The organism is Flaviflexus sp. (assembly GCF_052087705.1).
GTDB classification, from domain to species: Bacteria; Actinomycetota; Actinomycetes; order Actinomycetales; family Actinomycetaceae; genus Flaviflexus; species Flaviflexus ciconiae.
The window spans coordinates 218,989-244,184 of sequence record NZ_JBQCYC010000001.1 but is presented as its reverse complement, the minus strand read 5'-3'; the positions used below and the strand labels follow the sequence as shown (position 1 = coordinate 244,184).

Genomic DNA, 25,196 nt, shown 5'->3' with positions numbered 1-25,196 from the left:
CTCGCATCTTTAGGGAAAGCCAGTGTCGCCGATCCAATAGTTGCCGGCAATGCCAGCAACGCCAGCGTTGCCAGCAACACTGGCAGCCCCACCGCCAAGTTCACGATCCGGCTCGATCCAACCCTCCTTGGACGTATTCGCGCTGCATACCTGAAAGATCTCACTCACGATGGATCTCATCGCAGCCTTTCGGCTTGGGCGGCAGCTCACCTCGAACAAGCTGTTGCGGCTGCGGAGGCTCGCCACAACCACGGCCAGCCTTATGAGCCAGTAGATCGTGGCGTGATCCCATCTGGACCACTATCGTGAACAAGCAATTCAATCGACGCACGGATCCTGCAACGAGCCAGTTAGCGGCGCGAAAGCTCGCCAACCTTGGCCGCGAGAAGCAGCGAATCATTTCCGCTTTCCGCAGGGTTGGTGATATGACTGACTCTGAGCTAGAAGCACTCGCAACAAAGGAAGCCTGGCCGTATGCGGGCCATACCTACTACCGGCGTCGCAGATCTGACCTCAAGAGCGAAAGGCAGGTTCGGCCGACCAGCACTCGGCGGGCAAATGCCCAGGGAAACAGTGAAGTTGTCTGGACTCTCGTTGAGGCCGATCTAGAATGCAAACCAGTAGAAAACAAAGGAGAAATCATGAACCACACTGCCGTATTCCGGAAGATTGACGATGAATGGGGTGTTCAAGGCGAAGGCCTAATTCCTGGCGAACGTGTGGTCGTCACTACCAAATCGGGTATGGAAAAGACTGTCATTATCAAAGAGATCCTTGAAGAACAAAATAGGCTGCAAACAGCCCGATTTACGACCGATGCTTCTCTAGGTCCAGACCTAGTCAAAGATGGAAGGGTGATCTTTCACCGCATTGACGACTCCACATGGGGTATCCAAGGCATCGATCTTGTCGAGGGAGACGAAGTCACGGTCACAACAAAGGATGGCCAGACCAAACAGGTCATCGTCGGACAGATAGTCTCCAGTGACGAGACGCTGTGTACGGCCACCTACACGTGGGCCGAGGAACCCGCTGATACGGATCAAGAAAGAATCAGCTTTAAAAAATATCACGGCGACTACGCGATTCGCGGCAAAGACCTCGAAGAAGGATGCTCAGTAACCGTGACCAAGAAGAGCGGCGAAGACGCCGAAGTTATTGTCGGAGCCATACTGCATGATGACGGAACCACTCAGATCGCCGAATTTGAGTGGGCGACATAGCTCCTAGTCCTCACAGGCGCGTGGCCCCGCTGCCAAGCTCCCTCCTGAGTTGTCCCCGTGTGAGTTCCCTCATCAAATCTCGTCCATCTTAGACTCAACGAGAACAGGGTAGGTTCAATGGCGAGTTGGGGAGTAGCGCAGTGTTAAGGGTACTATACTCGTCGCATTTCCACGCAAGAACTCTTAGTGGCCGTAACATATGCAATGCACGCCTATGGGACGGCAGACCAGCCTTCCAGTCCCACTGGGCCTAACAAGACTAGCCCGTCACCGTGGTGGCGGGCTAGTCTTTTGAGCTCTAGTGATTTCAGATGAGGATTCTGAGAATCCTAAAATGCCTTCAGAAATGCTATCTCGCATCTTATTCTCGCGGATACTAGCCAGATGAATAGGATTCCAGCTGGACGACAAGCGACTATGGTTTGAATCGGGTCAGCGCAGAGTTCGAGAATGCTGCGACGCCTAGAAACCATAATCCTACGAAAGCCGTGACTGTTGCCGTGGAGGTCGGGTAGATCAAATACGCCCATGAACGCGGGAACGATGAGTATTCGTGCACCCCGCTTATCCATGTGATCAGGACAAGTGTGGCAGGTCCGACCCATAGATATGTGTGAGGGACAATCAATCGGAGAACACAAATGAGTCCAAGTCCGCCAAGGAAATTACGACCTAGCAATACCAGCTCTCCGGGCGGTAATCCACGCAATATCCCGCCCGCGGATAAGGCGAGCAGGCCCAGCCCTGAAAGCATCAAAATCCACAGTAAGCGATACGTCGTTGAGGGAAATATCGGGAGTGCCTTTTCTAGTTCGTCGGATGGTGCTTGGAGTTGGGGAATAAAAAGTACCGGTAGGCCAAAGGACAACACGTAGATTGGACTCACGTTAGCGTCATATCGGAACGGGATCGGCTCTGGCTGCACTGGTACGAGCCATGACACAAACAGAATTATCGCCAAAGCAATGAGTAGGTGGCGCACCTTGCACCACTGGGTCAGATACGCTCTCACTCTGGTGCACCTTCACACGCGGATAGCACCTGAGCCGCTTTTCGAGCACCGGGTTCATCATCCCGGGAGCCACTGGCTGTCCACTGCGCTAGCAGGTCGATATTCTGCTCAAGTTTCGCGCTTTCCATAGGATGACTGTCCGACCACTGCACATACTGGGCATCTGATAGATCCGTATAACAGGAGACCGCGAATCGGGACAGCCCGTAGCCAAGCTCTAAGCTGTCAGTATCTGTATCAAGGAAGCTTTGGAGAGGGAGAACGTCAGTGAGTCGCAGTTTTTCTGGCATCCTCGCGTCAACCTTCTCCAACCGTACGATGTAGGGAACGATTCGAGGGGCAATCTCCTCAAGGCGTGCCTCTTGTTCTCGCGGCACGCACACTTCTCGTTCAATTTCTGCAGGCGCTTCACACGACCAGGCATTGTCGCCAGCCTCTTCAAATAACGGGATTCTCACTTGAACCGGAAGCGTCAATACCACGGCCAAACCGAGCATTCCTCCAAGAAGCGGAAGAAGACGGCTCTCGGTAAGGCTGCCAATCATAAAGGTTAAGCCCACTGCTAGTACACCGAGAAACGACAGAGCTAAAACAAGTAACCCTCGAGGACTATAAACACTTTGACCAAACCATCCAGAGGTCGCTCCAATGTAATCGAACAGTACATCTACGTTCGCGAAACCGAATGCCATTAGGCAATACATCCCAATAGCAAGAACTGGACCAGTGAGTTCGAAGGGCGCAACCGCGCCAAGGCCAATACCTAAATAGGTGAAGCAAACAATCTGCAGGAGCGCTGGTGCCAATGGTGCGAAAGCTGGCGCAGTTACCACCACGTCCCGCATCGCCAACATGATAGTTAATCCTCCAGCAACGCTAGCGATACCAAGAAACACTCCTCCTATGATCGGCATACCAAGACTAAATAAGGAACGCACTTGACCCCGGAAAGGGAATCCCGATAAAACCTCTACCGAGCGGTGCAGCAAAAATGCTCTACTTGCTCCCAGCCCAACCGCGATAGGGACAAGGATAAGAACAGCTGACGTCGCGCTATCGATTGACCACACCAACGATTCACCCGTGGCCTCCGAGCGGCTCTGCCACACCATGATCGCTATTCCTGCGCTGAGCACATAGCAAAAAAGAAACCATCGGTTCTTAAGCACCCAAGACATTGAGGTACCCCGATTCAAGACGCGACATCCCGGGTTGGCTAGCACCAGCTGTTTCCATAGCTGCCACAGTTCCCGACCAGCCGATCACCCCACGGTGCAACACGTGGATAACATCAGAGGACTCTGCCAGATCTTCAATGAGATGCGTCGAGGTAATAACAGTTCTGGACTTTGACAGATCAGCTATCAGCGCCCGAAATGACACGCGCTGTTGAGGATCTAATCCCACTGTTGGTTCGTCAAGAATAAGAAGACTCGGTTGATGGACGATAGCACCAGCAAGGAATACCCGACGCTGCTCCCCACCCGATAATTGGCCTAACCTACGGTTGCGAAGATGCTCGATACGGGTTTGACCGAGCGCGAGGTCGATCGCATCAGCAACGTTGTCCCGCCGGTTATTAAGCCGATAACTGTAGCGAAGAAAATCATCCACGGTTGTTAGCGAGGCCCAGTGTGGATTTTGAGGTAAGTACCCCGCCAATTCACGTAAACGCGACCTCTCTCGAAAGGATCTTACTGCCTTGCCATTAACTAACAGCGCACCACCAGACGGAGATTCAATACCCGCAAGTATACGAAGTAGCGTGGTCTTGCCAGCCCCATTTGGGCCAACTAGCCCCACTAAACCCGTAGACAGTTCAAGAGAAACATCTATAAGAACACGATTTGACCCATAACTAAACGAAATGCCCTCGCACTCAAGCGTGACATCGCCCATCTGGCAACTCACTATCCCTAGAGCGCATGACCAACAAGTGAAACGCAGCGATCTGGTGCCAACGGTATATCTTGGCATATCTTAGTAGAAATATAGCGGTTCGAATTGCCGATAGGGAGTTGAACGCCTTGCGAAAGCGTGGTGGTAATCGTCCCAGTAGTTGTGTAATTGTTGGTCTTCTTCAAAGGGGCGGCCGACTGGATCAAAGTCCCACTACGGTACTGATAAGTCGTTCTGAGTTCACCAAAGATTCCTCGATTCCCGGATCGGGTATCCTTGTTTGTAATCCTAAACTTAGCACTGTTAGAAATATAATTGACTCTAGCGAAACTTGAGGTCAGCGTTACCGAACCTGTACCGACGGTCCTACTGTTGTGAACAATACTCTTAGTTCCAGAGCTTGATTGCACGGCCGCGGCGGGAACACTAAGACCCAGAACGAGCATAATAGCTGCGAAAATGCTACCGAGCTTCCTTCCCGAATAAAAGCTCCTTTGTTTCAAAAATATGATTTCTCCTAATTCAGATCAACATCCTCAATGATATCGATTAGAGTCTATACAATTCCCCAACGCCTCGCGGGTATTCTGCATAACTCATTGAAGATCGTCTTCAGTCCAACGAAAAACAGCTTTATGAAGCGTTCTTGGACGCCGGGTGGGCCATCGGTTTCATCGAGTCCGACTACTACTGGTGTGCCTGGCATCCGTTCTCACGCGAGGTGCTGACCTAGATTGAGGGCGATGTCTACCAGACCAACACCGCCACTACTCATCCGCTACCGCCTTACTGGAAGACCTAAACAGAAACGCCCGCCACCGTCGGTGGCGGGCGTTTCTTTTGAGCTCCACCGCTTACACCCCCACGAAATAAAACAGCCCCTTGCGGGCTGTGCTGTGTGGTGGTTGCGGCCCGGTATGGCCCGCAACCAGGGATGGGGTTGCGTCGATGGTTGGGATGGTTTCCGCTCGGGATCTTCCAAGTGTACGTGTGGGGCTACCACGTGGCCGTGGCCGGCCCGCCAAGTCCCTTGCCTTACCGGCTGCTGGCCCTGATCCTCACCACGAACGCTCTGCTATTTCATGGTGAGGTTCACCGCGCACCCGGCTGCGGACTGGACTGGCCTAACCCCACACCCTTACGAAGATCGTCCCCGAAGCGGGGAAGTATCAATTCGATCTCAAAGGAGAATCTCATGTCCACATCCACCGCTGCCAATGTTTCGGTTATCGCGCCTGGCACGATCTTTGCCTCCTCGTGGGGCTACGATCAGACCAATGTCGATTTCTACCGGGTGATCAAGGCTAGCGCGAAGACGGTCACCCTGGCCAAGATTGGCCAGGGCGTTCAGAGCGTCGATTCGTGGGCCTCTGAGTGCGTCATCCCGGTTAAGGACCAGTTCGAAGGCGAGGCTTTTAGACGCAAGATCAACTACTCTTTCGGCGAGCCAACCGTGGCGATTAACTCTTATGAGTATGCACGCCTATGGGACGGCAAACCGGCTTTCCAGTCTCACTGGGCCTAACACGACTAGCCCGTCACCTAGCCGGTGGCGGGCTAGTCTTTTGAGCTTTACACATCGGCGTGGGTGTATGAGCCTGTGGGCTCATTGTTCAACCGCGCAAGCGGTTGGTGGTTGTGCCTGTGGCACAAGAGATCAAGGAGCACCTTCGGTGCTTGTCTTTTTGGTTTTTGTGTTTTCCCTCCTGACTTTCCATTATTGCGCCGACGCCTTGCACGCAAGTCGCAAGCGACCATGTGCGTGAGCTGCTTGCCCTGTTGTGCCCCACACTTCACTGGCGTTACGTATGCGGCACAACACCGCGCATCACCCACACCTGCCCTACGGGTTGACGCTCCAGGCTTAGACCGGCGCAGTCATTTCAAGAGTCAGGAGGGACAAAAACAATGTCCCTCACACACGAGAAAGGCTACCTGACATGAATGCTCCTACATCTATTACTCTCAATGCCCCTGAAGATGTTTTGACCGTTGTGCCGCACATTATCGGGCACCGGCCGGAGAATTGTGTGGTGGTTATTGCCCTTGAACGCGATGGTGTCGAAAACATCGGGCCGATGATTGTTGCCAGTGAAGATAATATCGACCACGGCTTTGGCGAGCAATTGGCCGAGTTCGCTGAACGTTTTGAGGTCACGACGCTTGCTATGGCGTGGTACACCGATGGCCTTGAGGCTAAGACTGGCAGTGACGTCGCCCGTATTCTTGATAAGGCAGCACTAGATACCCAAGCATGGCTTGATGAGCGTTACCAGTCCGACGTTAAGGGGTTCGTGTCCTACTTTGCTACCGATTATGACCTGTATGTTCACGGTTCGCAGGTCGCAAACGGGCTCGCCGAAGAGATGGGCACCTACCGTGACCTTGAACAGTCGGTGGCTAATGTGGAATTAATTTTGGCCGGTTCGGCTCCAGCGGCACATGCCACGCCGGTTCTCATTGACCGTCTTGGCTACGGTGAAGATTCGGAATTGGTCACTGAGTACCGTTCACTTCTTGCTGACGGTGAGATTAACGCGGCCGAGCAGTGGAACGCGCTTCTTGTGAGCGTCATGGCAGACGCGGACGCTTTGAGTGCAGATGGTCTCCTTACAATGGTCGGCGGTCAGCGCGCTATGGCTCGGCTCCATGCAGGGCTGACCGATATCACCATTCGTGACCGTGTGCTTGTGTTCGCGGTGAACCCTGAGGTGGAGAGCGTGAGCGGTATGGATATCGACGATATCGAAACCGCGCTGCACGCAGCAACGGCAATGAATCCCGATGGTGAGCGGCTTGCTCGCATCACCGACGTCATGCGCATGATTGGCGCATACTCGCCCGAGGACGCACCGGCAGCACTCGCACTCGTTGGGTATTTGTACTGGTGGGCTGGCCGCTCGGGCGCGGCGGCCGAGTACGTTCAAGCCGCGCTCGACGCTGACCCGTCGTACTCGCTGGCGCGGTTAGTGGAACAGGCGCTCGACATCCAGTTGCCACCGCCGTGGTTTAAGTAGCCACTAGCGGGTTGCCCGAACCTCTGGTTTGGGCAACCCGCTTCAACTTTTTGTGCGGGCGCTCCCCTCTAAGGGGAGCGCCCGCACTGTCCCCGCTGAGCGCGGTGAGATAGACTGGGTGGTAGTGAACTTTATGTTTGCTTCTGTGTGTCCTAGCGCGCTGACATGGATAGCCGGCATTGCCGGCCGTATGGCGAAGCACGCTAGTCAATGGAGAAGATGCGCGGGCACGGGTTCGTTGATTCGGTTCGTGTCCGCGCTACTCATTTTCGCGTTAGGACTGCCTTATGATCACTGTTTATTCTCAGCCGGGCTGCCAGCCGTGTAATGCTACTAAGCGTGCTTTTGATCGTGCCGGGATTGATTTTGGCGAGGTTGATGTGACGGCTTCGCCTGAGTCGTTGGCGTATGTGAAGTCTTTGGGCTATGCCGCGACCCCTGTGGTCGTCGTCGAGCGCGGCGATAGTGTTGAGCACTGGTCGGGATATCGTCCCGACTTGATTCGAGCACAGACTCGAATCAAGGACAGTGTCGATGCTCGACCGCAATCGCCCAACGATGTTCGCCGTCAACTCGATCGGCGATTAGAGGTGCGCTCGCCTAAGCGCACCTCCCCACCACCCACTCCACGTCGGATGAGTCAAGCTCGCTGAACATCCAAGGGCGCGGCACCACACTTGGTGCCGCGCCCTTATTTGTTGCTAGAAAACGTCGGACCCGCTTTGAGTTTCCTCATGGCTGGAGTTAGGTTCGTCTGGTTTGACAGTCGCCGGTGCGCGCAGCAGGCGCGCGAGCGAAGGGCTGACGTCGAACAGTGCGAGAATCTCGTTCTTGGAGTAGCCCAGATCCATGAGTGTCTGGCGAGCGTGCAGGACGCGCTCTTCAAGCGCGCCGAACTCACCGATAGCGTCTTCGATCTCGATCAGCGCGGCAGTCTTTTCTTCGTGGCGCTTGAGCTCTTGATCGAGCATCGCTTGTGCCAGCGTTGAGCGCGGCTTCTTACGAGCAGGTGGCATTGGCTTCTTCTTTCATCACTGATGGTGATGATTCTCCACCGGCCAGCATACCCCGACCGGCGCTATCGGTGATTCAAGGTTGCGCGCCTCGCGCGCACGCGCGCCGCGTGCCGGCGCGCCCGTCCATCGACGTCGATGGACGGTGGTGGAGAAAGCAACCGCAGTTGTTTTCGTCGTCGAACACGGCTATGCCGTGTTCGCGTAGGCGGAAAAACGCGCAGCGTTTTTCTTCATTGTGAACTCACGTAGCCACCCACGGGCGTGGGTCTTTAGTCCTACGTGAGTTGGGTAGCAAGCAAAGCATATGTCCGGACAGAATTTCCGAACTGATGCTAGTATGGGTCGTGACCCAAACCCTTTAGGAGGAAGCGTGGACTCAAGTTCCACGCCATCGCGGAGGCGCAAGTTTCGCCGCGATGTGTATTTTTCTCAGGACGAATTGAGTCAGATTGCGCAGCGTATGCGCACCCATGGGCAGACTAACTTCTCCAGGTTCGCCCGCGAACTTCTGTGTTCGGGCATCATTACCACCACTGTGACGGCCTCCATGGCTGGCCGGATTGACCGGCACCTGTCAGCGATCGGTAACAACGTTAACCAGATCGCGCGTCAGGCTAATACCGATCATGTTGCCACGTTCGAGATGGTCAGCGAGACGCTGGCCTTGCTGACAGAGGTTCGCTCTCTTGTTAGACGTGAGCTTGGAGAAGGTAGTGGCGGTAGTCAAGATCAAGGCGATCCGATCGACCTTAGGTAAGGCGATCGGATATATCACTGACGGGTCGAAGACCAACAGTGGCTTGATGTGCTCGTCAAACTGTTCCATTGTTCCCGGCATGGCTGAGGACATCACGGCAAATATGGAGCTGACTCTCGCCCTAGCAGATCATTCACGTCGCTTTGGCAAACCGCCTTCAGTGGTGGCATATCACGTTATTCAATCGTTTAAACCTGGCGAGGTTGACCCTAATGATGCTCATGATTTGGGGTGGGAGTTCGCTATGGCGATCACGAAGGATGAGTATGACGTGGTGTGTGCGACCCATTTAGATCGCGACCATGTCCATAACCACATCATCTTTTGCGCCGCGAATCGTGAGACGTTGAAACGGTATCGCAACCCGAAACAAAACCTGGACGCCCTTCAAAACCTCTCCGATAACTTATGCCGCAAGCATGGACTATCCGTTATTGAACGACCCGGGCGCGGTAAAAGCTTGGAATCTATCTATGCACAAACCCATCCTGGTAGCGCTAAAGAGCGCTTGATGAACAAGATCGATGAAGCGGTTCGAACCTCCTTCACGTGGGAAGCGATGGTGGCATCTTTGGCCGAGATGGATGTCAAAGTGCGCCCCAAAGGAGTCAATATCATCTTCGCCGAGCCAGATATGTCGCGCCCAATTCGGGGGCGAACCTTGGGAGCGGCCTACACCGAAGCAGCACTAATGATGCGCTTGGGACGCGAACACGTCGCGGAGTTTTCATTAGCGCCACGTATGGTGCACATCAAGGGCGACCAGGTGCGTATACGCATACCTGGCCACCAGCCGCCGGCCTATTTCCGTGTCGATGCTTCCAAGCTTGTCGATCATGGATCAACCTATCGGTTGTTCTTATCTGAGGCCGGCGACGTCACTGTCACCGACCGGGGCGGGAAGATCATCGCCCCGATGGCGGTGGCCGACCTGTACCACTATTTCGATCCACCACAGCCCGCGCGCGAGCTCTCGTCAGCCCCGCACTCCCCCTCGCGTGGAATTAGTGCCAAACAGCAACGCTTCTTCGCCCACGTGGACCGACAAGTGAGTGCACTGCGCGACGAGATCGACGTCGTCAATACTCTTGCCGATTACGACGCGACCACGCCAAACCAGCGTGCGGCCTTCATTGACAACTTAGGTCAAAAAGTAGCCAGCCTCGATGCAATCGTCCACGAACTAATTCTTGAACGTCAGAACCGCCTTGACGCTGGCTTGCCCGTCAAACACGTTGGTGCGCGACTGGCGAAAGCCTCACGTCAGCGCCGCAACCTTGCCGCCGTCCACACCAAACTCGCAACCACTGTTGTCCATGAAAGGAATCGACGATGACCGTCCTTCAAGCAGAAATGTTCACCGATCAGATCATGATGGCGATCGCACGCGGTGGCGTAACAATATCCGTTAATGTCGGTAAACGTATATCCGCCGCGACCCTCGACGCGGCTCATGGCGGGGCTGAACGTATCATCGCCGCCTACAAAGCTAGGCACGGAAATAGCGGTGAGACCGGAGTGATGACACTATCGGGGCTTCAAGAAAAGGCCGGCGGAGACCTCCACTCTATCGACGTCTCCGATGAACTCATCACAGACCTCAAAGCCGATCTGAAAGAACGCGGGGTCGATTTTGCCATCGAGCACGCCCCTGATGGCAACACCTATGTGCACTTTCGCGGAGCTGACACCGACACTGTCTCCCATGGAATCACCCAAGCAAAAGCGACGCTGGAAAAGAAACTCAAAGACGCGCCGGCAAAAACTGACGTTGATGAGCCCTCGAAGAAGCCGCAAACACGCACCGACGTCAGTCGAAAGATCGAAGCAAAAGCTACTAAAAAATCAGCGGCCGCGAAGACCCTCAAGGCAGCCAGGCTCGATAAGAACGCCCCGCATATTGTGAGCCCGAAAGGAAAAGCTCGATGAACCAGGTCCTCGTGCGCGCCCCATTAGCGAGTCCTATTAGTCACGGACAGGGCCAATGCCACTTGCGCGTCAAAGTCGAAACGATGCTCGTCACCGTCAAAGCAGACGCCGAGCTCGCCGCCTGGATCGCGGATAACCTTGACCAGTTTGACGTCGGCACACACGTCTTCATCTCCGGGAAGCTAGCAACCCCGCCAGGAACCAAGGCAATGATCATTCACGCTGACCATCTCAGCCCCGATCTGAGCGAGATGGCACATGCTTAGCGATGGACGCATCCTCGTCCTGTCACGTACCACGCGCGACACCAGTCTCCTTGGCCGGCTGGCCACCATCGCCACGGTCGAAGAAGAGCTCCTCGACGTCGATGACGATGGCGCAATCGCCGCTCACCCCATTTTGCGCCGGCTCGGATTGACGAGCCGCGACACGTTGATCTTTTCCCATCCACAGATCTTCCTCGTCACCCAAGACGACGATGAGCTTTTCACACACGCCCTCAGCGAAGGGCAACACTGCCTCTTGTCCACTCTTGGCGAGCAGGCAGCGCTCAGAACGGCTCCTGTAGAACACATTCAGCCCGCTCTCGACATCCCAGGCATCGACGGGGAGCCACCGGCAACCCCGCTGCCACCATCGCCTCCCACGCCGGTCACACCTGACCACATCACCACCAGCGACATACTTCCAGCTCGTCCACAAACACGGGCCCAGATCGTGGCCATCCTCGACCACAAATATGACCAAGGCACTCCGCAAACGGATCTGCGCACAACCTCTATCACAAGGACTCATCATGGCTAAACGAGTATTCACACTCTTCTTACTTGTGATCGGCTTTTGGGCCGGAAATAAAATCTCCTACCAGATACGCACCGATCTGGCTGCCGGGGTAGGCTTCGATAGGCTCTTAGACCGCTTCTGGCTGGACCTGACCCAGCCCTTCCACCTGTCTAACGAACCAATCGATATTGGCATCGGGGTTGGCGTGATAGTCGTGGCCGGCCTGGTCTGGCTCTACCAGAATGCTGGGCGAGGTCAGCGTCGCCAAGGCGAAGAACACGGCTCGGCCGCCTGGGCCACACCAGCAGCCATGCGGCCCTTCACGGACAAAAACTCCCGAAACAACCTGCGCATGACAGCCAGCGAATCGCTTTCTCTTAACTCGCGCAAAACCCAACGTAATCTCAACGCCCTGGTCATCGGCTCTTCCGGCTCGGGTAAGTCCCGCTACTACGTCATACCCAACCTTGCCCAAGCCAATACCTCGTTCGCTGTCACCGACCCCAAAGGCGAACTCCTTTCACAGACCGGCGCTTACCTTACCGAATCCGGATATCAGATCCGATGCCTGAACCTCGTAGATTTTGCCCGCTCGGACGGATTTAACCCGCTCAAATATTTCAACGATGACCAGCCCGAGGTGGACTGCACCATCTTGACCGAAAACTTCATCACCAACACGACCGGTAACAAGCCCTATGCCGGTGGAGACTTTTGGGAAAAAGCAGAACGAGCCTTACTCAACGCCCTGATCTCCTACATCTACTTCACCAAAGGCCACAAGGGCACCCTCGTAGACGTCGTTGATCTACTCGCCCGCATGCAAGCCTCAGAGTCCGACGAAACCCGCAAGTCTGACGTCGATCTCCTCTTCGACGCTGTCCGTGACCTCATCGCAGACTTTGACGCCGACCCCTTCCCAGACCAATGGGGCCTAGAAGCCCGCCAAGCCATCAGCGGCCTTCGCTTTGCCTGGGCACAATACAACACCTACACCCAAGGTGCAGGAGAGACGAAAAAGTCCGTCATCATCTCGTTGGGCGTTCGCATGGCCCCCTTACATATGGCCTCCATGCGAGAACTCCTCTCCCGCGACACGATCGATCTTGACCAGATCGGGCGAACCAAAACAGCCCTCTTCTTGATCATTCCTGACACCCACGCCGCATTTAACTTCCTCGTCTCGATCTTCTACGAGCTCTTGTTTGAGGTCAACATCTATATCGCAGACCACCTACCCGAACGTCACCTGCCCGTGCACGTGCAATGCTTCATGGACGAGTTCGCCAACATCGGCAAAATGCCCTCCTTCGAACGCAAAATCGCTGTCATGCGATCACGTGGCATATCGACATCGATCATCGTCCAGAACTTCTCCCAAGGCAAAGCCTTATACAAGGACGACTGGGAGACCATCGTCGGTAACTGCGACTCGATGCTCTTCCTAGGCGGAAACGAGAAATCAACAACCGAATACGTCTCAAAACTCATCGGCAAACAAACCATCACCTCAACCGACATCTCCGAATCACGAGGCCGCAACGGGTCCTGGACCATGCAAAACCGCTCCCTCGGCCGCGAACTACTAACCGCAGACGAAATCGGCCGCCTCCCCGGACAAGAATGCCTCTATGTCCTACGCGGCGTGCGCCCCTTCAAGTCCCGCAAACTCCCCGCACCAACACTCACAACCCCATACACCTACACCCCAACAAAAGGGAAAGAGCCCTCCCGTATCGAGATCACCTGGCACCCCGACCTAACCGGAGAAGACATCTTCCCCGGATCGCAACACCTCCAGATCATCAGCTAAACTGGCAAGTCCACTGGTGAAACCAGCTTAGCGTCAGTGACGTTTGCGTCTGCTAAAATCTACCTTTTGTAGTAGCCTCGAACACCTCTCTAAAGTCGCAAAGCTAACTCTCTGGCTAGCTCAAAAGGCTTTGAGAAAAGAACCACGTAAGCCATTTCGGCCGTTTCGTACTGCAATTGGAGCCGTGCCGAGCTACAAACCCAGAGCATAGCTGAGCCGACCTGCAGCGATCATCTCTCGTATCCGAAACAACTATGTGACTCCAGTTACGACCATGCGAGTTACCACCGACACGAAACGTTCGTTCGATCAGTTCCTATCGAATTCTCATCGACAAGCTCGCCCGCGACACTCCCGTACGGCCCCTCATCGCACCATCCAACCGATGTATCCATGGTCCCGGAAAACGCCAGCTACTATCACAGTAAACGCCAACATAAGACACACGACCACCTGTCCCACTGAGGCTGCCTCCAGGGACAGCGGAAACACTAAATCAAATATCGGATGCACATATAGAGTGCCCACATAAAGTGCAAGCGCCAGAATCGGGACGCTCCCAGTGAAAGATAGAAGGCTAAGAAACTCTGCTGTATAGCTGATTATAAGAATACCAATACTGATCTGGATAAAATAAGATACAGGAATCGTTTGGTCGTCAAGCCCAAAGGTTTCACCGAAAGGAATCTTGCCGGCCGGCAGGAACTCAAATGCTAAACCTAAACCTGCCAGTAAAAGAACCACAAAAAGGCTGCGGCAGACAAAGGCACCTAACTGATAATAGAAAAGGCGGCGAGGCGATTGCCGCTCAATCCACTGGACGGGAGAATGGCTTGCCAACGTCAGTAAGCTGTATGAAAGCAGCGGAATCAGTTCCAGCCCTCTACCCGGTGGCACATCCGCACTGAGCTGAAGGATGAAACCCCAACCAAAGAACAGAGCCACTGGAGCAAGGATAAAAACGCCGAGCAGCGTCTGCCTTGCTCTCCCCTCAAGCCAGAAGATGACGTTTCGCACGCGCCTACAACCTACTCGGATATTGCACAGGCTCTGATGTTGTTTGCATTCTCATCGAACCACCTAGAGAATTCCTGCGCAGACATGCTACTCAGGTACTTGCTGAAATCTGAGTCGTGGCGGCTCTGGCCCTCACCTTCCAAACCAGTTCTGCGTATAAGCTCTTCTGACAGGTCGAAGCTACGGAGGAGAGACTCTTCCGAAACCTCTACGCCACTGTCTCGCTTATTGAAACATACAGTCACACCAGACAGAAAGTCTGCGAATGACTGGGAGGTGGCACGTGTCCACGCCTGCTCAGATCCATACGGGCGCGGAATTGGAACTGCCGACTCGTCGTACTCCGTAACCGGCATCGCCGAAATAATACCAGGGATGACCTCAGAAAACTGGTGTCCTATTGAGGCAACTGTCGGAACCAAGGGCTGATAAACCGGATATTGGCAAACCTCCACTTTACCCGAAGACTCGCACGGGATTGCCGAGCCATCCTTGACAAACGGTTGCGGAACAATAAGTACTCCGATGCCAGAAATCGTTACAATCGCAGCTGCCATCATCGCTGCCGCTGAGTACTCGATCCCTGAACGTCTGGCACCTTTCGCGCGAAACAGGACAACAAATAGGAACAAGCCAACTATCAGGATCATTAAGTAAAAGAGTGCTCGAGTCATCTCAGCGAGGTAGCTAAACGTGAGATCCGCACTCGGCTCATTAATTGCCCACACCATGCCCAAAGCACGCGCAGAAACACTTGAATCTGGCAGAACATATGAATTCACTACAAGCGGCGCATATACAAGAATCAAGACAATAATCACCACTGCAAAAATTCCGACGTTACTTCGCAGGGTGCTTCCTATCAAGAATCCCCAGACCGTCAAGCCTAAAAGACCAAGACACACCGCAAGAATAGGTAAGACGACCTCGCTGCCACGTTCAAATCCAACCATTGCCAGAGCGCCGAGTATACCCGTGAGGTAGCCAGAAACCTGAGCCGCACAAGCAGGGGCAATAAGCACACGTCCGACCGCTTTTGGATGCCGTGCACTCGAACGCCCGAGGACGACTGAATCCGGCAGGAACAGCCTGCCAACACTAAAACCGGTGAACGCTCCAATTAACCCTAAAACGAAACTGTTTTCTCGAAAGGACACCACAATTCCGCGGCTGTCAGTCGGAATCCAAGATCTAATCGGCTCGGTTGTCAGGAGGAGAACCAATAGAGCATTGACAATAAAGATGCCAACAAGAAACCAAGTCCTCTGCGGACGAAAACTACGACTCATGACCCTGCACAATCCTCAAATAACCATTTTCAGCAGCAGAGCCATGTCGATCTTGCGCTACACCTTCACGACCGATCTGTTCAAGATCATTGACAGACCCATCGAACCTCACAGCACCATGATTTAAAACAAGAACCCTGTCGCACACATGTGTGACATCGTCGACTAGGTGAGTCGAAAGCAGAACAGCGGAATCAGCAGATAACTCTCGGAAGAGCTTTCTCATCTGTGATCGCTGAACCGGATCAATACCGACTGTAGGTTCGTCAAGTATTAGGATCTTCGGTTCATGGGCGATCACACAGGCCAGTCCGAGGCGTTGACGCATCCCTCCAGAAAGACGAAACGCTCTGGTGTTTGAACGATCCTCCAGTCCGACCCTTGCAATAGCGTGATCGGCTGCCCTCGCACAATCAGCAGTGGGCACACCATGAGCCCACGCCGCAAATTCAACGTTGGCTCTGACCGACCTTAAGGACATTACCTCAAATCGCTGAGGAAGGTAACCAATGAGCCCACGGCACTTTCGTGCCTGAGCCTCATTGGTGACCTTCGCTCCGTTGATCTTTATAGAACCAATACTCGGACGCAGATTAAGTGTCAATAGCTGTAACATTGTGGTCTTGCCGGCACCATTTGGCCCAAGAATCCCGGTGACCCCATTATCGAGATTCAAATCTATATCATTCAGAACTCTATTACGACCGTACGAAAACGACACAGACTCCAACGTAGCAACAGGCATATCGACAACTCTCTACCAGAAGAATTATAGCTCAGTGTGCATAGATCGCGGATCGAGCCGAAGCGCCGGCTGAGTCTGAGGCCTTCGTATAGTAATTCCAGCCCCGATTCGCTATTGCTACTGAGGTCACATTTCCGTTGGTAATCGACCTCGTTGCCGACGCAATTCGAGCATCAGGGAGGAACCCTGGCATCTCGTGATAAAGCGCTGATGTCACGCTGCGGGTGTTGCCACACCCGGATCGCTTCGCGACACCGTGGATGTTACCAGCAGATGAAGCATAGTAGGTAGAAGCAGAAAGGGAACAACCAGCAGCCTCGGCATGAGTACTCACACCCACAACCCCTAGGCCCGAGAGAACACTGGCCAAAGCAAGTGATAACGCAAGCTTGCTCTTAATGAAATTCATGATAACTCCTTCGGTATCAATTCAACACAACTCGTTCGAGTTACATTCTAGAGTACTCCACGAGACGCGATAAATAAGGGGCATTCGACTTCCACCCTCAATCGCGACACCGCTACTCCGCTTATCACGACAAATCAAACAGGCTAGCAAACTGGAAGCTGCGCTGTTCCGCTTAGGTTCTCTTGAGTGCGGGGCTACATGGCCGACCCGTCGAGTTCGACTGCCACTGCCACACCTCGCGCCTCGACCTGACCGGGATAGTTAACTTTCCTAGGTTACAGTATCTCCAGATCATTAGCTAAGCCGGGTGTGCCCGCGAACGGGCCTTATCGTTGATAACGCTTTGGCTTGTGAGTGTCGCTCGTCGGAGACGAGTTCGAACGGTTTTCTAAGCGATTGATGATATATCGACGTGATTGGGGAACGTGGCGAGGTACTATCGCATCAGCCCACAACACGAGTCGGCCTTGCACGTTAGTGAATTCGTCCCGGCTAAGACCATAGTGTTTGACGGCAGCATAAGGAACGTGCTCGACCAAACGGAGAACCTTGGAAAACCAGTTCCGATCAAAACCCGCGTCGATACTCTCGCCCAGGCCCATGAGCTCATCATCAGCGAAAATCCCCGATTGCCGGATTGCATCAACATCAAGATAGTCACGCGCTTCGTGCCGTGAAAACAAGGCGGCCACCTTCGCACCAACAGCGTCCTTGCGATCCAAGGCGAGGCCGACGCCGAGGCGCACAGGCATATGTGCTCGATAATCGAAGCCGAGATCCAACCGCAGGATGAGGTCGCCGCGGCAAACGTGGACAGTGGCGAAAGAATCAGAACGCCGTACGGTGTGTACGTCGAACCGATGGCGATCTAATACTTCAACGAGCCGGTCAAGCGCGGCCGGTAAAGCTGCCTGGAGTTCAAGCACACTAAATAGATCGATGTCTTCGGTGGGCCGGGTAATTAACCCGTGCTCTCGTATTGCTCCAGATCCAGCTAGGACAAAGCCGTAAGGCTCTAACGCAGTCAGGGCGATCTGCGTAACCTCAGACTGAAATTCTAAGAGCGACATAGCAACTGATTCGTTGGCAGCTGAGGAAATCTCGTCATCCATGCCTCGTAGGTGACGTCGGGAAGAATCAAGCGTGGCCACACCTCTATCAGTACGTCGCGATTCATCCACCGTTCTTGCTCGCCTTGGGTACCTTCGTTGATTAGTGCCACGTAGGCACGGAAAGCCTGACCGAAGTCGGACAAAGTAATGGTCTGGGAGTCCGGTGCCCAAATCACCGAGTGGTGTAGCTCGATAGTTCCACCCCATGTAGGGCCTTCCAGCGCATCAAGGCTTGACGGGAGAGCAAAGCCCTTCAGCTGCGCGAATCTACTCATGGTGCCCCTTCCCTCCATCACGATCCTATCGGCTGATGACAGGTAAGAATAGTGCGCCTATCCTTCACCCACGAGCGCTCGGGCGAATTTACCTGAGCCGAAGATGAGGAACAAGAACAAGACTGGGCCAAGGAGGAAATCTCCAAAGCTCTTCATGACTTCTGATAGGGAGAAGTCCTCGGGGATGTTGCTCCCTCCGATTTGGAGGGCGGAGTATATAGCGATAACCACCAAGATCATCACCCCGTGTAGGACGGCTGTCGCGTAGCGCTTTAAGTAGCCAATGGCGATTTGTTTCGTATCCTCGTGCCCGAGAAACGCCAGCGGCAAAGTTGCTCCAGCGGAAAGAATATAGACCTCAGCGAAGCGTAAGAGGACAACAAGCTTGACGGCAATGCCGGCTACGATCGCGATTAGCCACGGAATGAACAAGATAATCATCGCCCCGACTTGCTCTAAGGTTCCCATGTCAAGGGAATCGATGTCAGCGGCTGACGTGACTTGGTCGCTGGTGATCCCACCGATAGAGGCGATGATGGTATCCCCAATCTCGTTGATGGCACCGAGAATGAGGTCAACATTTTGGATGGCGATGATCAGCATCGCTGCTTTGATCATGATGGAGGCGATAACCTGGACGCCCGTCTTTGAATCCCCGTCAAAGCGTGAGGAGACTCGCGCGAGCTCAAGGACAAGGATGATGGCAACAACGATAGCGGCAATCGGTTTAACGGCTGTGTCGTTGATCGTGTTCGCAAGGGCGAAGGCTGTCTCGTTGTAACCGGAGATCTCTTTGCTCAGCGCATCTGAGCTAATGAGGAAAGTGTTGGAGAAGATGTCTTCGAGCATCCTCTTAATGAAGTCTTCCACTAGTCCTCCCCTGCTCCGCTTAGCGCGGGGTTATGCTTAATCACGATCTGTCCAGAAGCAATCAACGATCTAGCGGTACTGGCCGGAATGGTCTCGATGTAGTACTGACCTAGCCCATAGTTTTCCGTGGTAATACTGCCATCTAAGTCAACGGCGGATACGTATGCCACATGCCCGAAGGGGCTAGTGTGCCCAAAGGCTCCAGACTCGAAGGAAACGACGTCACCTGGTTGGGCTTGAGCTGGATCTGTCACTGTCTGCCAGCCGGGCATATTGCCCGGCTTACCCCACTCGCGCCCGTTTCCTCCTAAGGGCGTGAGCGTGGGATGAGTAAAGACCCAGGCCGTATCTGCACCGTTGAACTCGACACCCATGTCCCGGTTGACGCGCCAGAACACGAAATCGGTACAGTTGCCATAATAAAAGCGGGTGGACCAGTTGACCGTGTTATAGAGCGAAGTGACAGAACCGTCCGCGGAGCGCACAACGCCAGCCCATGGATAGTCATCGACCATCGGCCCACCGACCTGGCCGGCCACGCCAAAAGTGGCGTAGGTCGTGGCCGCAAGATGGGGTATCTTCTCGACATATGCGCGAGTTTCTGAAAATGGTGGAACACCATTGAAGTTCATGACGTTACCAAACCCGGCATTATAAGCAGCAAGGGCTAAGACGATGTCACGCTCACCAAAGCGAGACTCGACAAGATCGAGCAGTTGGCACATGTAGTGGCCTTGGGAAATGATCGAATCTGCCGCATTATACGGATCTCGGATACCATCGCCGTTACCGTCTTTGCCGGCACTGGCCCACGTGCCAGGCATGAACTGAGCGATGCCTTGAGCACCCACCGGTGAGGTTGCACGCGGGTTCCATCCAGACTCAGCATCGATCTGAGCAGCGATGATCGATGGGCTTAATCCTTCGCACAGCTGGCCGGCTTCGAGAACATAAGTGGCGTATTCGCCGGGAACCGCAGCGCTAACCTTTCTCGTTTCAACATCGAGACCAAAAATGAAGGACGGTAAGATCGAGACGATCACGGCAACGATACCTAAAACTGCGACAACGACGAGCGAGATCGCCCCAATCTTGAGGGACGCAGCGGCCACAATCTTGCGGACAACGGCCGCCAGCGCGTGGGCGGTACGCACCGCCGCGCGCTGCATAGCGGTCGCGGCCTGTCTACCTGCATGCCGAGTGGCATTCTGTGAGGCCCCTACAGAGCGTTTCAATGCCTGTTGAGCTGGGCGTGCGGACCGGGCCGCACCCGAGCGCACGAACGCGCCGCTAAGGCCACCTGCGCGCTCGTCGGAGTCCTGATGTGGGCTGGTCGCTTGCCCAATCACCGCCACCCTTTGATAGGTCTCGGTAAGACGCTGTCCAGCCCCGCGCATATTCTTCATCTGGCTGGCCGGCAGGACACTGCCCTCCGTCAGATTGCCAGCCTTGCTGGCAACGCTGGCAATGCTGGCAGCCTTGCTCGCGTTCCGTTTCAGTTTCGATCGTGGCCGGCCAGAGCCTCCAGTGACAAGCCCTTGGTGCTGTGGCCCGTGCTTACCAAGCAGGCGCGCACGTCCGGTACGTATCTGTTCCTGTTTCAGGTGGGGAGAAACGTAGCGCACAGAGTCAGTGCGACGAAACGGCGTGCCGGTCACCATGAGGCGTCCTGGTGGACGACCGTGGGTGGCAGGATGCGTTCGTCGGTGTCGTTAATCCGCCCCTCGTCATTGGCACCCCAGCACACCAGGTCGGCTTCAGTGTGGGCACAGGTGGTAAACCCGGAGGCGTAGATATCTTGGGGTATCTGCCCCGCCGGTAACGTGATCTCAGTGAGCCCTGCACCTTGCTCGCCTTGAGTACCTGAGCCGAGCTGACCCGAATAATCCGAGCCCCAGCACACGATGTTGTCCTCGCTGAGCACGCATGCGTGGATGTTGCCGGCGGTGAGCCCATCAATGGGCGACAGTGCGGGGAGTGTGGTTGGCGGCAGGATGCGAATGTCGGAATCTCCGGCCTGTTTCCACCGATTATCACCCCAACACGTCACCGTCGTCGCCGAGCTGGCACAGGCAAAGTCCGCGCCGGCAACCAGGCGCAGCACTGGCTCATCGACCTCGAAGGAGTAGTAGTGATCCTCACTTGCCATGCCGGTGCCAAGTTGGCCGTAGGTATTTTGCCCCCAGCAGGTCACCACTGCCTGTCTAGCCGTGCAGGTGAAGCCAGCGCCAGAAGCAGTAAGGGAAGGATCGTCCGCCGGCACTGGCTCGGGCAATGGCGTGGAGGCCTCCTCACGTGCAGGTGCCGTCGTGGGTGCGGGCTGACTGGATTGACTGGGGATGACCGTCCATCCCACGCCCGCCGCGACCGCCAGCGCTAGAAGGAGGATAAAGAGAGGCGCTCTGTTTTTCTTTGTGCGCGGCAGCGGCGCTTGAGGAATCTCCGCGGGTGCCGCAGGCGTGACCGTAGCGGGCGTGGTTGACGGGTCGAAATTCTCAGGTGGACGGGGAACCGGGATGCTTGGGCGATCCTCGTGTGGGAGTTGGAGGAGATAGTTGGCCCATGTGACCAGCTTGGGCCAGGCCATGGGATGAGCGGCTATCTCGCTTAAGCGATCGTCTGTCAAAAGAGCGTGATTGGAAGCGATGGAATGGAGGTTCAATGGAGAAAGAGTGGGGTCAAGCATGGGTAAGCTCCTCGAATCGGGTGGAGAAGACCTTGAAGATGTGGCTTGCAGGGTCCATCGTGTTATCGAAGGGAATCACTGCGGCTCCCATCCGCAGCAGACCGCACCCTGGATCGACGTTGGTGAAGTAGGTGCGCTGCTGCTCGGATAGCTTGAGCAGATCGGTCAGGGCATCGGCGTCGGTAGCCTGCTGGTTTAGCAGAAAAAGCCCATCAGCGTTTGAGAGCATCAGGCGAGCCCGGTCATTGAGCAGGAGCTCTTCAATGTTTTGGGTGATACCGGTAGCAGCCGCGCCCCATTTACGGACGCGCTTGAAGATGGACTGGCAGTATTCAGCCGCATAATCATTGGCGAATAGCAGGTGGAATTCGTCGATGTACAGCCATGTGCGCACACCGCGTGCCTTATTGCGCGCAATACGCGCCCAGATTTCCTCTAGGACCACCATCATGCCGAAGGTCTGTAGATCCTTACCCAAATCGGCAATGTCGTAGATCGTAACCCGGTTCGTGGTATCCACGTTTGTTTGACGAGAAAACCCTTTAGCAGACCCGCGTGCATACAGTTCTAGGCCGGTGGCAATCTCGCCGGCCTCGAGCTCGGGTTCGCCTCGTAGCCCGTCATAGAGCGTTTCTAGTGTGGGTGGCAGGGCCGCTGGATCATTCCAGTAGGCCCGATAGATTCCTTGCGTGACGCGGTCGATGATGGAGCGTTTCGTTGGCGTTAACCCCTCGGCCCCACCTAGGAGAACCTCGCACAGGGACAACACGTAGGAACACTTGGCGCGGATCGGATCGCCCTCGGTCGCCGTGATCGTCTTATCTAAATCCAGCGGGTTAATCGAATCGTTGGATCCGGCGGAGATATTGACCGTTGTTGCTCCAAGCTCACCAGCTAGAGCCCGATACTCCCGTTCAGGGTCAATAATGAGGATCTCATCGTTGGGCCGGCGTAGGAAAATCTGTTCCATCTCGAACTTGGCAAACTGGCTCTTGCCAGACCCAGAGGTTCCTAGCGTGAAGGCGTTCGCATTCATCGCTTTCGTGCGGTCGGCCATAATCAGGTTCTTTGACAAGGCATTGACCCCGTAGAAGTTCCCCGAGGGCTCTAAGAGTTCTTGGGTAGTAAACGGGACCATCACGGCACCCACTGCGGTTGTCAGGGTCCGGTAGACCGGGACCTTGCACACCCCCAGCGGCAAGATCGCGTTCAGCCCATCCAGCTGCATATACTTCAGGTTCTCTAGCGTGCATGAGTGCTTACCGCACACGCGCTTGACTCGCTTGACGGCCTCATCGAGCTGGTCGGGCGTATCGCCTGCCACCCCAACGATAATTCTGGTTGTGAACAGCTTCTCATTAGACTGTTCCAGCTGGGTGCGAAGTTGGAGAGCTTCTTCGTGAGCGCTTTGGAGCTCGTGCGGAAGCAGGTCCTCCCCAAGGCCTTGCTTGGCAAGCTTGCGCTGTTCGGTCGAGCGCTGGATGTCCATCCCCGCGATCTGCCGCTTGACCAGGCTCAAACCTTCAGCCTGGTCGATTGGATCAAAATGGATCGACACCGTCAGATCTGCTGGAATTTCCGAGAGCTCTTTCAGAAGACGATCACTCATCCAATTCGGTAAATCCCGCAGAATCATGGTCTGCCAGTATCGATCCCCCGACGATGAGAGCAAGACCTTATCCGGGTGTGAAACATCGATGAGCCATGGCGCAACAAAGTCTTTCGTGGTCTGCTTTTGACCAATGAGCGAAACATAGTCAAAATCTGCGGGCGCATGGGGGCGCAACATGGTCTGCAAAAGCCTCACTCTGGCCTGCCCATCGAGGCGTTCTGCTTTGCACCCTCCAACCGAGCGCAGCGCTGCCGCGTCCTCGGCTGCCATGCGCGAAAGAATGACTTTGGCTTCTTCTACAGACTCGGCCTCAATCGATAACGTGAGGTACTTTTCGGTCACCGTATTATTACGCCCGGTCTCCAAGCGTCGAGCGATGAGCGAGTTGTACTCCTGGCGCTGGGAATCATAGCCATCCCCACGCGGAGAAATCTCCACTTGATCCATCAGCCGGTCCTTATCAAGGACTCGGTTTAAGATCGTGATCTGGACGTGTTGACCTGACAGGTGAGCGTTCAGAAAGCGAGCATAATGCTCGACCAGGTTTTCTTGGACCTGCGGCGGAGCAAGCTGATAGTCAATATCAGACAGGCTCAAGGTGATCGAATAACGGTTCCCTCCCAACCAACACAGGCCCGACTCGGTCATGGCCGAGTATTGAATCTGACCCTGAGCTGAGGCACGCTGGCGGCGAGAGTAGTCCTTGGCCGTTTTAGTTTGTTGCTTCAAAGGCTGCAAAGGCGCGGCGAGCTTTACGGCTTTGCGGCGCGATTTGACCATGATCTTGTCCTTCACTTGTCGTGGGTGTTTGGCGATAGAGGTAGCGTTTGCGACCCTGGCGAAACGCCCACATGTATCCCCAGTACTTTTCGAAGGGAACCCCCATCGGCCGCCACCAACCAAGGGCGGCGGCCGGGACCCCTAACAGGCACACAACTAGGACTCCGAGATCATCAAGTCCAAGAAGATAGAACCCGGCATAGATCGCGGCCAACACTGGCAGGCCGAGCGCAGCAATGCCGAATTGTCGCCAGCTCATCCCAAAGAGCACTTTGGGTTGATACTGGGTCACTTCCCGATAGACCTTGACTTCCAGAGCCATGCAGGCCGCCTAGATCTGTACCTGGGAGAACAGGGCGGCAGCAGCAATAATGAGCCCGCCACCGATCGCCTGCCACATGCCCGTCTGGGTTTGGGCACCGTTATGATCGCGAAGACCACCGGCAAGGGTAATCACGCCCCACACCGTCCACAGACCGCCGCCGATAATCGCGAACTTGGTAAACAGTTCGACAGCTTGTTCTAACATGACTCATCCTCCTTGCGTAGATGCTTCGGGGTCCGCTTCGTGGCTGCCTGCTTGTATTTGGACGTGCGAAAAGCACCAATCCCGGCAAGAAGCGAGCCTGCCGAAGCAAAGGCAAGGGTGCCCACGCCAGCACCCGTATAAGCCAGTTCAGGCTCGTGCACAGGCATCTGCTCGGCCACGCGCTCAACGCCCGCACCAAGGCCACTAGAGATGGTCTTCGGGACTGGCACGTAGGACCACAGGCTCGATGCTGGCGTCACCGGCACTAAAGTCTCACCGCGCGAGGGGAGACTCGGACGCGGGGTTGGCACAGGGTCAACGTTTTGTGGAACCGACGGCGTCAACGGTTGGCCCGGAACGGTTGGCGTTATCGGAACCACCGGCTCCTCAGGCTCAACCGGGAGTTCCGGTTCGGCGGGGGTT

General features: G+C 55.0%; 24 protein-coding genes and 1 pseudogene. 10 read left to right on the top strand and 15 right to left on the bottom strand.

Translation table 11 applies throughout. The annotated features are described in order from the left end of the window. Positions 1-9: 9 nt before the first annotated feature. Positions 10-168 carry a hypothetical protein gene (locus tag ACTHUY_RS01120; RefSeq protein ID WP_441677294.1) on the bottom strand — a complete coding sequence of 53 codons (159 nt, stop codon included), beginning with the start codon at positions 166-168 and terminating at the stop codon, positions 10-12. 137 nt (positions 169-305) lie between these two features. Between ACTHUY_RS01120 and ACTHUY_RS01115 the strand changes: the two genes are divergently transcribed. After that, positions 306-1,223: a hypothetical protein gene (locus ACTHUY_RS01115; RefSeq protein ID WP_441677292.1), complete on the top strand. Its 918-nt coding sequence runs from the start codon at positions 306-308 to the stop codon at positions 1,221-1,223. Positions 1,224-2,231: 1,008 nt separating this feature from the next. On the opposite strand, the gene ACTHUY_RS01110 is transcribed toward ACTHUY_RS01115, so the two are convergent. Together ACTHUY_RS01110 and ACTHUY_RS01105 are read right to left on the bottom strand one after the other, a co-directional pair. Beyond that, on the bottom strand, positions 2,232-3,413 hold the full coding sequence (locus tag ACTHUY_RS01110) for a hypothetical protein (protein ID WP_441677290.1): 1,182 nt from the start codon (positions 3,411-3,413) through the stop codon (positions 2,232-2,234). Continuing rightward, complete coding sequence (locus ACTHUY_RS01105) at positions 3,397-4,134, bottom strand: ATP-binding cassette domain-containing protein (RefSeq protein ID WP_441677288.1); 738 nt, start codon at positions 4,132-4,134, stop codon at positions 3,397-3,399. The genes ACTHUY_RS01110 and ACTHUY_RS01105 overlap by 17 nt, the downstream gene beginning before the upstream one ends. A 1,195-nt stretch (positions 4,135-5,329) precedes the next feature. Between ACTHUY_RS01105 and ACTHUY_RS01100 the strand changes: the two genes are divergently transcribed. From ACTHUY_RS01100 to ACTHUY_RS01090, 3 genes are all read left to right on the top strand, one after another. After that, complete coding sequence (locus ACTHUY_RS01100) at positions 5,330-5,659, top strand: hypothetical protein (RefSeq protein ID WP_441677286.1); 330 nt, start codon at positions 5,330-5,332, stop codon at positions 5,657-5,659. A gap of 415 nt (positions 5,660-6,074) precedes the next feature. After that, positions 6,075-7,151, top strand: coding sequence for a DUF4192 family protein (locus tag ACTHUY_RS01095; protein WP_441677284.1), 1,077 nt, complete (start codon positions 6,075-6,077; stop codon positions 7,149-7,151). Between the two features lie 287 nt (positions 7,152-7,438). Beyond that, positions 7,439-7,804, top strand: a complete 366-nt coding sequence (locus ACTHUY_RS01090; RefSeq protein WP_441677282.1) for a glutaredoxin domain-containing protein — start codon at positions 7,439-7,441, stop codon at positions 7,802-7,804. A gap of 48 nt (positions 7,805-7,852) precedes the next feature. Here ACTHUY_RS01090 and ACTHUY_RS01085 read toward each other — a convergent pair whose 3' ends face one another. Beyond that, on the bottom strand, positions 7,853-8,167 hold the full coding sequence (locus ACTHUY_RS01085) for a hypothetical protein (RefSeq protein ID WP_441677281.1): 315 nt from the start codon (positions 8,165-8,167) through the stop codon (positions 7,853-7,855). A gap of 370 nt (positions 8,168-8,537) precedes the next feature. On the opposite strand from ACTHUY_RS01085, the gene ACTHUY_RS01080 reads away from it, so the two are divergent. The 6 genes from ACTHUY_RS01080 to ACTHUY_RS01055 all read left to right on the top strand — a co-directional run bounded on the left by ACTHUY_RS01080 (position 8,538) and on the right by ACTHUY_RS01055 (position 13,449). Next, on the top strand, positions 8,538-8,924 hold the full coding sequence (locus tag ACTHUY_RS01080) for a MobC family plasmid mobilization relaxosome protein (protein WP_441677280.1): 387 nt from the start codon (positions 8,538-8,540) through the stop codon (positions 8,922-8,924). Then, positions 8,881-10,260, top strand: coding sequence for a relaxase/mobilization nuclease domain-containing protein (locus ACTHUY_RS01075; protein WP_441677278.1), 1,380 nt, complete (start codon positions 8,881-8,883; stop codon positions 10,258-10,260). Before ACTHUY_RS01080 ends, ACTHUY_RS01075 begins: the two co-directional genes overlap by 44 nt. Continuing rightward, a complete protein-coding gene (locus tag ACTHUY_RS01070; RefSeq protein ID WP_441677276.1) occupies positions 10,257-10,853 on the top strand; it encodes a PcfB family protein in 597 nt (198 codons plus the stop codon). Before ACTHUY_RS01075 ends, ACTHUY_RS01070 begins: the two co-directional genes overlap by 4 nt. Positions 10,854-10,915: 62 nt before the next feature. Continuing rightward, positions 10,916-11,119: a hypothetical protein gene (locus ACTHUY_RS01065; RefSeq protein ID WP_441677274.1), complete on the top strand. Its 204-nt coding sequence runs from the start codon at positions 10,916-10,918 to the stop codon at positions 11,117-11,119. Further along, positions 11,112-11,657: a hypothetical protein gene (locus ACTHUY_RS01060; RefSeq protein ID WP_441677272.1), complete on the top strand. Its 546-nt coding sequence runs from the start codon at positions 11,112-11,114 to the stop codon at positions 11,655-11,657. The genes ACTHUY_RS01065 and ACTHUY_RS01060 overlap by 8 nt, the downstream gene beginning before the upstream one ends. Further along, the gene (locus tag ACTHUY_RS01055; RefSeq protein ID WP_441677270.1) at positions 11,650-13,449 is read left to right on the top strand and encodes a VirD4-like conjugal transfer protein, CD1115 family; all 1,800 of its coding nucleotides are present in this window, start codon (positions 11,650-11,652) and stop codon (positions 13,447-13,449) included. Before ACTHUY_RS01060 ends, ACTHUY_RS01055 begins: the two co-directional genes overlap by 8 nt. Positions 13,450-13,815: 366 nt before the next feature. On the opposite strand, the gene ACTHUY_RS01050 is transcribed toward ACTHUY_RS01055, so the two are convergent. The 11 genes and pseudogenes from ACTHUY_RS01050 to ACTHUY_RS01000 form a co-directional block, all read right to left on the bottom strand. After that, the gene (locus ACTHUY_RS01050) at positions 13,816-14,466 is read right to left on the bottom strand and encodes a hypothetical protein (protein WP_441677268.1); all 651 of its coding nucleotides are present in this window, start codon (positions 14,464-14,466) and stop codon (positions 13,816-13,818) included. An 11-nt stretch (positions 14,467-14,477) separates the two neighbouring features. Beyond that, positions 14,478-15,755, bottom strand: a complete 1,278-nt coding sequence (locus ACTHUY_RS01045) for a hypothetical protein (protein ID WP_441677266.1) — start codon at positions 15,753-15,755, stop codon at positions 14,478-14,480. Continuing rightward, a complete protein-coding gene (locus ACTHUY_RS01040) occupies positions 15,745-16,476 on the bottom strand; it encodes an ABC transporter ATP-binding protein (RefSeq protein ID WP_441677264.1) in 732 nt (243 codons plus the stop codon). Before ACTHUY_RS01040 ends, ACTHUY_RS01045 begins: the two co-directional genes overlap by 11 nt. Positions 16,477-17,235: 759 nt before the next feature. Next, positions 17,236-18,021, bottom strand: a complete 786-nt coding sequence (locus tag ACTHUY_RS01035; protein ID WP_441677262.1) for a nucleotidyl transferase AbiEii/AbiGii toxin family protein — start codon at positions 18,019-18,021, stop codon at positions 17,236-17,238. A 332-nt stretch (positions 18,022-18,353) separates the two neighbouring features. Next, the gene (locus ACTHUY_RS01030; protein WP_441677260.1) at positions 18,354-19,166 is read right to left on the bottom strand and encodes a hypothetical protein; all 813 of its coding nucleotides are present in this window, start codon (positions 19,164-19,166) and stop codon (positions 18,354-18,356) included. Next, complete coding sequence (locus ACTHUY_RS01025) at positions 19,166-20,827, bottom strand: transglycosylase SLT domain-containing protein (protein WP_441677259.1); 1,662 nt, start codon at positions 20,825-20,827, stop codon at positions 19,166-19,168. Before ACTHUY_RS01025 ends, ACTHUY_RS01030 begins: the two co-directional genes overlap by 1 nt. Next, positions 20,821-21,753: a hypothetical protein gene (locus tag ACTHUY_RS01020; RefSeq protein WP_441677257.1), complete on the bottom strand. Its 933-nt coding sequence runs from the start codon at positions 21,751-21,753 to the stop codon at positions 20,821-20,823. The genes ACTHUY_RS01025 and ACTHUY_RS01020 overlap by 7 nt, the downstream gene beginning before the upstream one ends. Before the next feature lie 91 nt (positions 21,754-21,844). Continuing rightward, the gene (locus ACTHUY_RS01015; protein WP_441677255.1) at positions 21,845-24,259 is read right to left on the bottom strand and encodes a VirB4-like conjugal transfer ATPase, CD1110 family; all 2,415 of its coding nucleotides are present in this window, start codon (positions 24,257-24,259) and stop codon (positions 21,845-21,847) included. Further along, positions 24,177-24,566, bottom strand: coding sequence for a PrgI family protein (locus ACTHUY_RS01010; protein WP_441677253.1), 390 nt, complete (start codon positions 24,564-24,566; stop codon positions 24,177-24,179). The genes ACTHUY_RS01015 and ACTHUY_RS01010 overlap by 83 nt, the downstream gene beginning before the upstream one ends. Positions 24,567-24,575: 9 nt before the next feature. Beyond that, positions 24,576-24,773: a hypothetical protein gene (locus ACTHUY_RS01005; RefSeq protein ID WP_441677251.1), complete on the bottom strand. Its 198-nt coding sequence runs from the start codon at positions 24,771-24,773 to the stop codon at positions 24,576-24,578. Then, positions 24,767-25,196 (bottom strand): annotated as a pseudogene (locus ACTHUY_RS01000) (hypothetical protein); the annotation flags it as partial. The gene ACTHUY_RS01005 and the pseudogene ACTHUY_RS01000, both read right to left, overlap by 7 nt.

What these genes read in the sequence shown, in the direction of transcription:
- ACTHUY_RS01110 (WP_441677290.1), bottom strand. Translation starts at nt 3,413, where the DNA reads ATGTCTTGGGTGCTTAAGAACCGATGGTTTCTTTTTTGCTATGTGCTC.
- ACTHUY_RS01105 (WP_441677288.1), bottom strand. Translation starts at nt 4,134, where the DNA reads ATGGGCGATGTCACGCTTGAGTGCGAGGGCATTTCGTTTAGTTATGGG.
- ACTHUY_RS01100 (WP_441677286.1), top strand. Translation starts at nt 5,330, where the DNA reads ATGTCCACATCCACCGCTGCCAATGTTTCGGTTATCGCGCCTGGCACG.
- ACTHUY_RS01095 (WP_441677284.1), top strand. Translation starts at nt 6,075, where the DNA reads ATGAATGCTCCTACATCTATTACTCTCAATGCCCCTGAAGATGTTTTG.
- ACTHUY_RS01090 (WP_441677282.1), top strand. Translation starts at nt 7,439, where the DNA reads ATGATCACTGTTTATTCTCAGCCGGGCTGCCAGCCGTGTAATGCTACT.
- ACTHUY_RS01085 (WP_441677281.1), bottom strand. Translation starts at nt 8,167, where the DNA reads ATGCCACCTGCTCGTAAGAAGCCGCGCTCAACGCTGGCACAAGCGATG.
- ACTHUY_RS01070 (WP_441677276.1), top strand. Translation starts at nt 10,257, where the DNA reads ATGACCGTCCTTCAAGCAGAAATGTTCACCGATCAGATCATGATGGCG.
- ACTHUY_RS01060 (WP_441677272.1), top strand. Translation starts at nt 11,112, where the DNA reads ATGCTTAGCGATGGACGCATCCTCGTCCTGTCACGTACCACGCGCGAC.
- ACTHUY_RS01055 (WP_441677270.1), top strand. Translation starts at nt 11,650, where the DNA reads ATGGCTAAACGAGTATTCACACTCTTCTTACTTGTGATCGGCTTTTGG.
- ACTHUY_RS01045 (WP_441677266.1), bottom strand. Translation starts at nt 15,755, where the DNA reads ATGAGTCGTAGTTTTCGTCCGCAGAGGACTTGGTTTCTTGTTGGCATC.
- ACTHUY_RS01035 (WP_441677262.1), bottom strand. Translation starts at nt 18,021, where the DNA reads ATGGATGACGAGATTTCCTCAGCTGCCAACGAATCAGTTGCTATGTCG.
- ACTHUY_RS01025 (WP_441677259.1), bottom strand. Translation starts at nt 20,827, where the DNA reads ATGGTGACCGGCACGCCGTTTCGTCGCACTGACTCTGTGCGCTACGTT.
- ACTHUY_RS01020 (WP_441677257.1), bottom strand. Translation starts at nt 21,753, where the DNA reads ATGGCCTGGCCCAAGCTGGTCACATGGGCCAACTATCTCCTCCAACTC.
- ACTHUY_RS01010 (WP_441677253.1), bottom strand. Translation starts at nt 24,566, where the DNA reads ATGGCTCTGGAAGTCAAGGTCTATCGGGAAGTGACCCAGTATCAACCC.
- ACTHUY_RS01005 (WP_441677251.1), bottom strand. Translation starts at nt 24,773, where the DNA reads ATGTTAGAACAAGCTGTCGAACTGTTTACCAAGTTCGCGATTATCGGC.